The following is a 6689-nucleotide window of genomic DNA, read 5'->3' on the forward strand; positions in this document are numbered from 1 at the left end:
ACCTGGGCCCAGCGCTTGATCTCGCTCTGGACGAAGGGGCCGAACTGCTCCGGCGTATTGCCGACCGGAATCACGCCCTCGCTGTCGAAACGCTTGCGCATCGCCGGCTCGCCGATCGCCCGGCGCGCCGCGTCGGCGACGCGGCGCGTGAGTTCGGGCGGCATGTGCGCCGGCCCGAACAGTCCGAACCAGGCGCTCGACTCGTAGCCGGGCAAGGTCTCGGCAATGGCCGGCAGGTCCGGGAACTCGGGCAGGCGCCGGGCCGAGGTCACGCCCAGCGCCTTGAGCTTGCCGGCCAAGATGTGCTGCTGCACGTTGCCGACCGCCGCGAACATCAGCTGCACCTGGCCCGCGAGCACGTCCTGCACGGCCGGTGCGGTGCCCCGGTACGGGATGTTGACGATGTAGACGCCCGACTGCATCTTGAAGGCCTCTCCGGCCATGTGCAGCGAGGAACCCAGCGCGCCGATCGCGAAGTTGAGCTGGCCCGGCTTCGCCTTGGCCAGCGCGATCAGCTCGCGCACGTTGTTCGCCGGCACCGACGGATGGGCGACCAGGATCGACGGCGAGGTCGCGACGCAGGTCAGTGCCGTGAAGTCTTTCACCGGGTCGAAGGGCAGCGTGGGATAGAGCGTCGCGTTGATCGCATGGCTGGTGAAGCTCATCAGCAGCGTGTTGCCGTCGGGCGCCGCCTTGGCAACCGCATCGGCGGCGATATTGCCGCCGGCGCCGGGCCGGTTCTCGACGATCACGGTGCGGCCCAGCACCGGGCCCATGCCGGCCGCGAGCGTGCGGGCGATGGTGTCGGTCGAGCCGCCGGCCGGCGCGCCGACCAGGATGCGAACGGGCGCGTTGCCGACCTGGGCCTGGGCGGCGCCGGCCAGTGCGGCCATGGATGCGATCAGGATGTCTCTGCGTTTCATTGGATCACTCCGAGGGTTTCACAAGGCAATCCGGGCGGCGCTCACAGGCCCAGGTAGGCCCGGCGCAGTTCGTCGCTGCCGAGCAGGTCGTCCGGCGCGCCCGAGAAGCGCACGCTGCCGTTCTCCAGCACGTAGGCGCGGTCCGCGATCTCCAGCGACTGGCCGACGTTCTGCTCGACCAGCAGCACGGCCAGGCCGCCGTCGCGCAGTTGCCGGATCAGCGTGAACATCTCTTCGACCAGCAGCGGCGACAGGCCCAGCGAAGGCTCGTCGAGGATCAGCAGCACGGGCTCTGCCATCAGCCCGCGGCCGATGGCCAGCATCTGCTGCTCGCCGCCGCTCATGGTGCCGGCGTTCTGCCGGATGCGCTCGCGCAGGCGCGGGAAGATGTCGAACACCTTGTCGAGGTTCGCGGCMCGGCGCTCGCGGGCCCGCGTGAAGGAGCCGAGCTCGAGGTTCTCGAGCACGCTGAGGTTCGGGAACACCTTGCGGCCTTCGGGCACCTGGATCAGGCCGGCCTTGACGACCTCGCGGTAGTGCGCGCCGCTCAGGTCCTTGCCGTCGAAGCGCACGCTGCCGCTCCAGGCCGGACAGAGGCCGCAGACCATCTTGTTCAGGGTCGACTTGCCCGCGCCATTGCTGCCCAGCAGCGCGACCATCTCGCCGGCATTCACCTGCAGGTCGACGCCGCGCAGCACCTCGACGCGGCCGTAGCCGCCGCGCAGGCCCTGGATGTCAAGCAAGGCGGTCATGCGTGATTTCCCTTCGCGGCCGCCGCCTTGCGCAGCCGCGCCGCGGTGCCGTGGCCCAGATAGGCCTCGACCACCTTGTCGTTCGACGTCACCTGGGCCGGACTGCCCTCGGCGATCAGCTGGCCCTGCGCCAGCACCCAGACATGCTCGGCCAGGTTCATCACGGCCTGCATCACGTGCTCGATCATCAGCACCGTGACGCCGCCGTCGGCGATGCCGCGCACCACCGGCATCATCTCGGCGATCTCCTGCGGGTTGAGGCCGGCGAGCACTTCGTCGAGCAGCAGCAGGCGCGGCTGCGTGGCGAGTGCACGGGCCAGTTCGAGCCGCTTGCGGCCGGCGACCGTGAGGTCGGAGGCCGGCTTGTCGAGTTGCGCCGCGAGACCGACACGCTGCGCCACCTCGTCGGCCCGCCGCAGTGCCGCACCGCGGCTGCGCTCGTGCAGGTGCACGCCGACCGCGATGTTCTCGCGCACGGTCTGGGCCGCGAAGGGCTTCACGATCTGGAAGGTGCGCGTCATGCCGAGCATCGCGTTGCGATGCGGCTCGCGGCCGGTGATGTCCTGGCCGGCAAAACGAACCGTGCCGGCATCGGGCTTCAAGAAGCCCGACATCAGCGCGAACAGCGTGGTCTTGCCGGCGCCGTTGGGGCCGATCAGCGCCGTGAGGCTGCCCTCGGACACCGAGAGGCTCACGTCCTGCACCGCCTTCAGGCCGCCGAAGGAGCGCGAGACGCCATTCAATACGAGCAGCGGTTCAGCCACGGGGACCTCCCGACGCCTGCGCCCACAGTTGCCGCACCGAGAGCCCCAGGCCCGCGATGCCGCGCGGCAGGAAGATCACGATCAGCACCAGCACCGTGCCGTAGATCACCATGTTGATGCCGGGCAGTTCGCCGAACAGGTTGCGCGTCAGGTCGGCGAGCAGATGCAGCACCACCGCGCCCAGCACCGGGCCCCACAGGGTGYCGACGCCACCGACGATGGCCGCGACCAGCGCCTCGACCGAGGTGGCCGGGCCGTAGGCGATGCCGGGGTCGATGTACTGGAACACCTGCACGTAGAACGCACCGGCCGCGCCCATGAAGGCGGCCGAGATGCCGATCGCGCAGAGCTTGACACGGAACGGGTTCACGCCCACCGCGCGCGCCGCGTCCTCGTTGTCGCGCACCGCCTGCAGCCAGGCGCCGAAACGTCCGTTGCGCAGCCACCAGCTGATCAGCAGCGCCGCCGTGACGAAGGCCAGCACCACCCACAGGTAGCCGGCGCGCGAGGCGAACTGCAGGTTCGACGGCGCCTCGCGCAGCGGCAGCATCAGGCCGACACCGCCGCCGGTGAAGGGCACCGACAGCGCAACGATGCGAAAGACCTCGGCGAACGCCAGCGTGACCAGTGCGAAGTAGGAGCCCTTGAGCCCGTAGCGGAAGGTCAGCGCGCCGATGAACAGGCCGACGCAGGCGGCACCGACGACCGCCAGTCCGAGCGCGACCCAGGCATTGATGCCGCCCTGCAGCTGCGCGATCGCCTGGATGTAGGCACCGGAGCCGAAGAACAGGGCATGGCCGAAGGAGAACTGGCCGCCGAAGCCGCCCAGGATGTTCCAGGCCTGCGCGATGAGCGTGGCGTAGAGCGCCATCATCACGAAGTTGAGGGTCGCGCCCGAGTGGCTGACCAGCGGCACGCAAGCCACCAGCACCGTGAAGAGCGCAATACCGACCAGTTGACGAGGACCACTCATTCCTTCGCTCCGAACATGCCCTGCGGCCGAAACAAGACGACCCCGATGAAGATCGCGAAGATGCCGATCTGACCCAGCGACTCGCCGAGGTACAGCCCGCCGAGCGACTCGACCACACCGACCAGGAAGCCGCCGATCAGCGCGCCGACGAAGCTGCCCATGCCGCCCAGCACCACGATCGTGAACGCCACCAGCACGAAGCCGCCGCCCACCTGCGGGTTCACGTAGTAGGCCGGCAGCAGGAAGCAGGCGGCCGCGCCGAGGCAGGCCAGGCCGATGCCGAAGCTCATCGCGTAGACATGGTCGACGTCGATGCCCATCAGCTTGGCGCCCTCCTTCTCCTTGGCCACCGCGCGGATCGCGCGGCCCAGGTCGGTGCGGCCCATGACCCAGAACAGCAGCGCCGACACCACCAGCGCACCGGCGAAGGCCACCAGCTTGGGCACCGCGATCATCGCGGGGCCGATGGCGACCGTGCTGAGCGAATAGGCGGTGTCGATGTTGCGCGTGTCCGACTTGAAGAACAGCAGCGCCAGGTTCTCCATCACGATCGCGATGCCGAGCGTGACCAGCAGGATGTTCTCGTCCTTGCCGTGGCCGGCGCGGTTGATCACGATGCGCTGCAGCCCGTAGCCGAGCGCGAACATGGCCGGGATCACGATCGGCAGCGCCAGGTAGGGATCGATGCCCCAGCGCTCCTTGAGGAAGTACACCGCATAGAGGGCCAGCATCAGCGAGGCGCCGTGCGCGAAGTTGATGATGTGCAGCACGCCGTAGATCAGCGTGAGGCCGAGCGCGATCAGGGCATAGACCGCGCCGGTCGTCAGGCCGTTGAGGACGGACGAGAAAAGGATGCTGGGGTCGAACATGGTGCGGTGTCGGCGTGAGACCCGCCCGCACCGCGGCGCGCGGCAGGGCGTCTTGCTTGCCGGTTCAGGCGTTGAGCGGGAAGAGCGGCTCGACCTCGCGGAACTCGCGCGGGATGATCACCTTGATGTCGTTCTTCACGACCTGCGTCATCAGCGGCTGCGCGCCCTCGTTCTGGCCATTGGCGAACTTCGTCGGGCCGTACGGCATGATGTGACTCGAGAAAGTGCTCTTTTCCAGCGCATCGATGATGGCGGCGCGCTCGCTCGACCCGGCGCGTTCCAGGGCGTCGGCCAGCAGGCCCATCGCGGTATAGGTCATGAAGACCTCGTAGCTGAAGAACTGGCCTTGCGCCTCGACCCGCTTTCGCAGCTCGGCCGAGCGCTTGTCCTTGGGGTTGAACCAGTGGTTGCAGTCGATGATGCCGTTGGCCGCGTCCGGAAACTCCTTGACGAACTTGTAGCTCGACGCCGCGCCGCCCAGCACCGAGAAGATCGCCTTGGGCTTGACCTTCTGCTGCTGCATGGTGCGCACCAGCAGCGCGTACTCGTTGTAGTAGTTGGCCGGAATCACGATGTCGGGGTTGATCGACTTCATGCGCAGCACGATGTTGTTGAAGTCGCGTGTCGGGTTGGCGTGCTTCACGACCTCCTTGACGTCGAAGCCGTAGCCCGGCAGCTCGCGCGCCAGCAGCGCCGCGGTGCCGGAGCCGAACAGCGAGTCCTCGTGGATGATCATCACGGTCTTGGCCGGATTGCCCGCCGCCTTGTTGAGCACCAGCAGGTTGGCCATCGCGACCTCGGTCGACTTCTTGTAGCCGGGACCGAAGCGGAAGGTGTTCTTGAGGCCGCGCTCCACGATCTGGTCGGCCACGCCGACGTCGACCACGTGCGGCAGGTTGTACTTGGCCGCCGCCTGCGTGGTGGCCAGGCAGATCGCCGAGGCGAAGGCACCGACGATGGCCGAGACGCCGGCCTCGTTCATCTTCTCGACCTCGGCCGCGCCGGCCTGCGRCTGCGATTGCGCGTCGCCGAGCAGTGCCTCGATCCTGGCGCCGCCCAGCGACTTGATGCCGCCGGCCTTGTTGATGTCCTCGATCGCCATCAATGCGCCGAGCCGGCATTGCTGGCCCGAATAGGCCAGCGCACCGGTCACCGGATGCAGCACGCCGACCTTGATCGGCTTGGGCTGGGCACCGGCCACCAGCGGGAAGGCGATGGCCGAGGCCATGGCGGCGGATTGCGACATGAAGCGGCGGCGGTCCTGGCGATCGAGGCGATTGGGCATGGGGCTTTTTCCTTTTTCTTCAGTTGAACTGGGCTGACACGTCTTTGCTGACCCACACCTTGGCGTCGATGCTGCCGACGCGCGACAGTTGCATCTCGTAGGTGTAGCGGTCGGGCCGGTAGAAGCCGTGCAGCCACTGCACCGGGCGTTCGGCTTCGTCGTAGATCAGGCGGCGCACGGCCAGCAGGGCCGAGCCGACCGAGACTTCGAGGTGCTCCGCGAGCACGTTGTCGGCCAGGCGTGCCGAGATCGTCTGGTGCGCGCGGCCGAMCTTCACGCCCGACTCCTCGAGCAGCACCAGGATCGGCTTCTTCGCCAGTTCGCGGCGGCCGAACTTGCGCGCGATGTCGTTCGGCACGTAGGTCGTGATGTGCGACAGCGGCCCTTCGCGCGTCGAGCGCACGCGGACCGCTTTCTGCACCGCGTCGCCGGCTTTCAGCTGCAGCGCTTCGGCGACCTGGGCCGAGGCCGAAATCGTCGCCACGTCGATCACCTTGACCGAGGTGTGCAGGCCCATGGTCACCAGGTTCTCGAGCAGGCCGCGCAGGTTGGCGCGCGCCATGCCGTCACCCGCGCGGGGCTCGGCCCCCGATGCCGGCGGAACGGGGCGTGTGCGCCGGCCGGGGTTGCGCGAGATCAGGCCTTCGGAGGACAGCTGGCCGAGCGCCCGCCGCACGGTGACGCGGGCCACGCCGAACTGCTCCATCAGCGCCAGTTCGCCCGGCAGGCCTTCGGCGAAACGCCCCTCGTCGAGTTGCTCGCGCAGCACCAGATAGATCTGGTGGTACTTCGGCAAGGGCATCTGCGACATGCCCGCGATGGTTGAGCACTTCCAATGTTCTGTCAATGGGACATTTGAGGACAAGCTACAGATCATGGGCCGCCCTTCGGCAGGGCACCGGCATGGTGCGGAGCCCGCCCGCCGGTGCCTGCGCGCGAATCAGGAGCGCTTGCGCAGCAGCTTCGCCACCCCGCCGGGCAGCAGGAACACGAACAGGATCAGGACCGCCCCATAGATGGCCCATGGCGCGGCCTTCGAGATCTTCTCGGCCGCGGTCGGCACGAACATGATGAACAGGGCGCCRTACAGCGCGCCCGAGATCGTTCCCACGCCGCCGACCAC

The 6689-nt window shown here is 68.3% G+C and carries 7 protein-coding genes and 1 pseudogene; all 8 read right to left on the bottom strand.

Going from position 1 to position 6689, the window contains the following annotated elements; translation table 11 throughout:
• On the bottom strand, positions 1–923 hold a 923-nt coding region (locus AC1D2K_RS27080), incomplete at its 3' end, for a tripartite tricarboxylate transporter substrate binding protein (protein ID WP_478092490.1).
• 41 nt (positions 924–964) lie between these two features.
• Complete coding sequence (locus AC1D2K_RS27085; protein WP_478092491.1) at positions 965–1675, bottom strand: ABC transporter ATP-binding protein; 711 nt, start codon at positions 1673–1675, stop codon at positions 965–967.
• A complete protein-coding gene (locus AC1D2K_RS27090; protein ID WP_478092492.1) occupies positions 1672–2439 on the bottom strand; it encodes an ABC transporter ATP-binding protein in 768 nt (255 codons plus the stop codon). The genes AC1D2K_RS27085 and AC1D2K_RS27090 overlap by 4 nt, the downstream gene beginning before the upstream one ends.
• Complete coding sequence (locus AC1D2K_RS27095; protein ID WP_478092494.1) at positions 2432–3412, bottom strand: branched-chain amino acid ABC transporter permease; 981 nt, start codon at positions 3410–3412, stop codon at positions 2432–2434. Before AC1D2K_RS27095 ends, AC1D2K_RS27090 begins: the two co-directional genes overlap by 8 nt.
• Positions 3409–4281, bottom strand: a complete 873-nt coding sequence (locus AC1D2K_RS27100; protein WP_478092496.1) for a branched-chain amino acid ABC transporter permease — start codon at positions 4279–4281, stop codon at positions 3409–3411. Before AC1D2K_RS27100 ends, AC1D2K_RS27095 begins: the two co-directional genes overlap by 4 nt.
• 64 nt (positions 4282–4345) lie before the next feature.
• Complete coding sequence (locus AC1D2K_RS27105) at positions 4346–5566, bottom strand: ABC transporter substrate-binding protein (protein ID WP_478092498.1); 1221 nt, start codon at positions 5564–5566, stop codon at positions 4346–4348.
• 19 nt (positions 5567–5585) lie between these two features.
• Positions 5586–6368 carry a GntR family transcriptional regulator gene (locus tag AC1D2K_RS27110; RefSeq protein ID WP_478092500.1) on the bottom strand — a complete coding sequence of 261 codons (783 nt, stop codon included), beginning with the start codon at positions 6366–6368 and terminating at the stop codon, positions 5586–5588.
• Between the two features lie 138 nt (positions 6369–6506).
• Positions 6507–6689 (bottom strand): annotated as a pseudogene (locus AC1D2K_RS27115) (branched-chain amino acid ABC transporter permease); the annotation flags it as partial.

The sequence above is a fragment of the Variovorax sp. P1_H12_2 genome (genome assembly GCF_056405335.1).

Excerpts from the sequence above, each read along its gene's own strand:
- AC1D2K_RS27100 (WP_478092496.1), bottom strand. The coding sequence starts at position 4,281 with ATGTTCGACCCCAGCATCCTTTTCTCGTCCGTCCTCAACGGCCTGACG.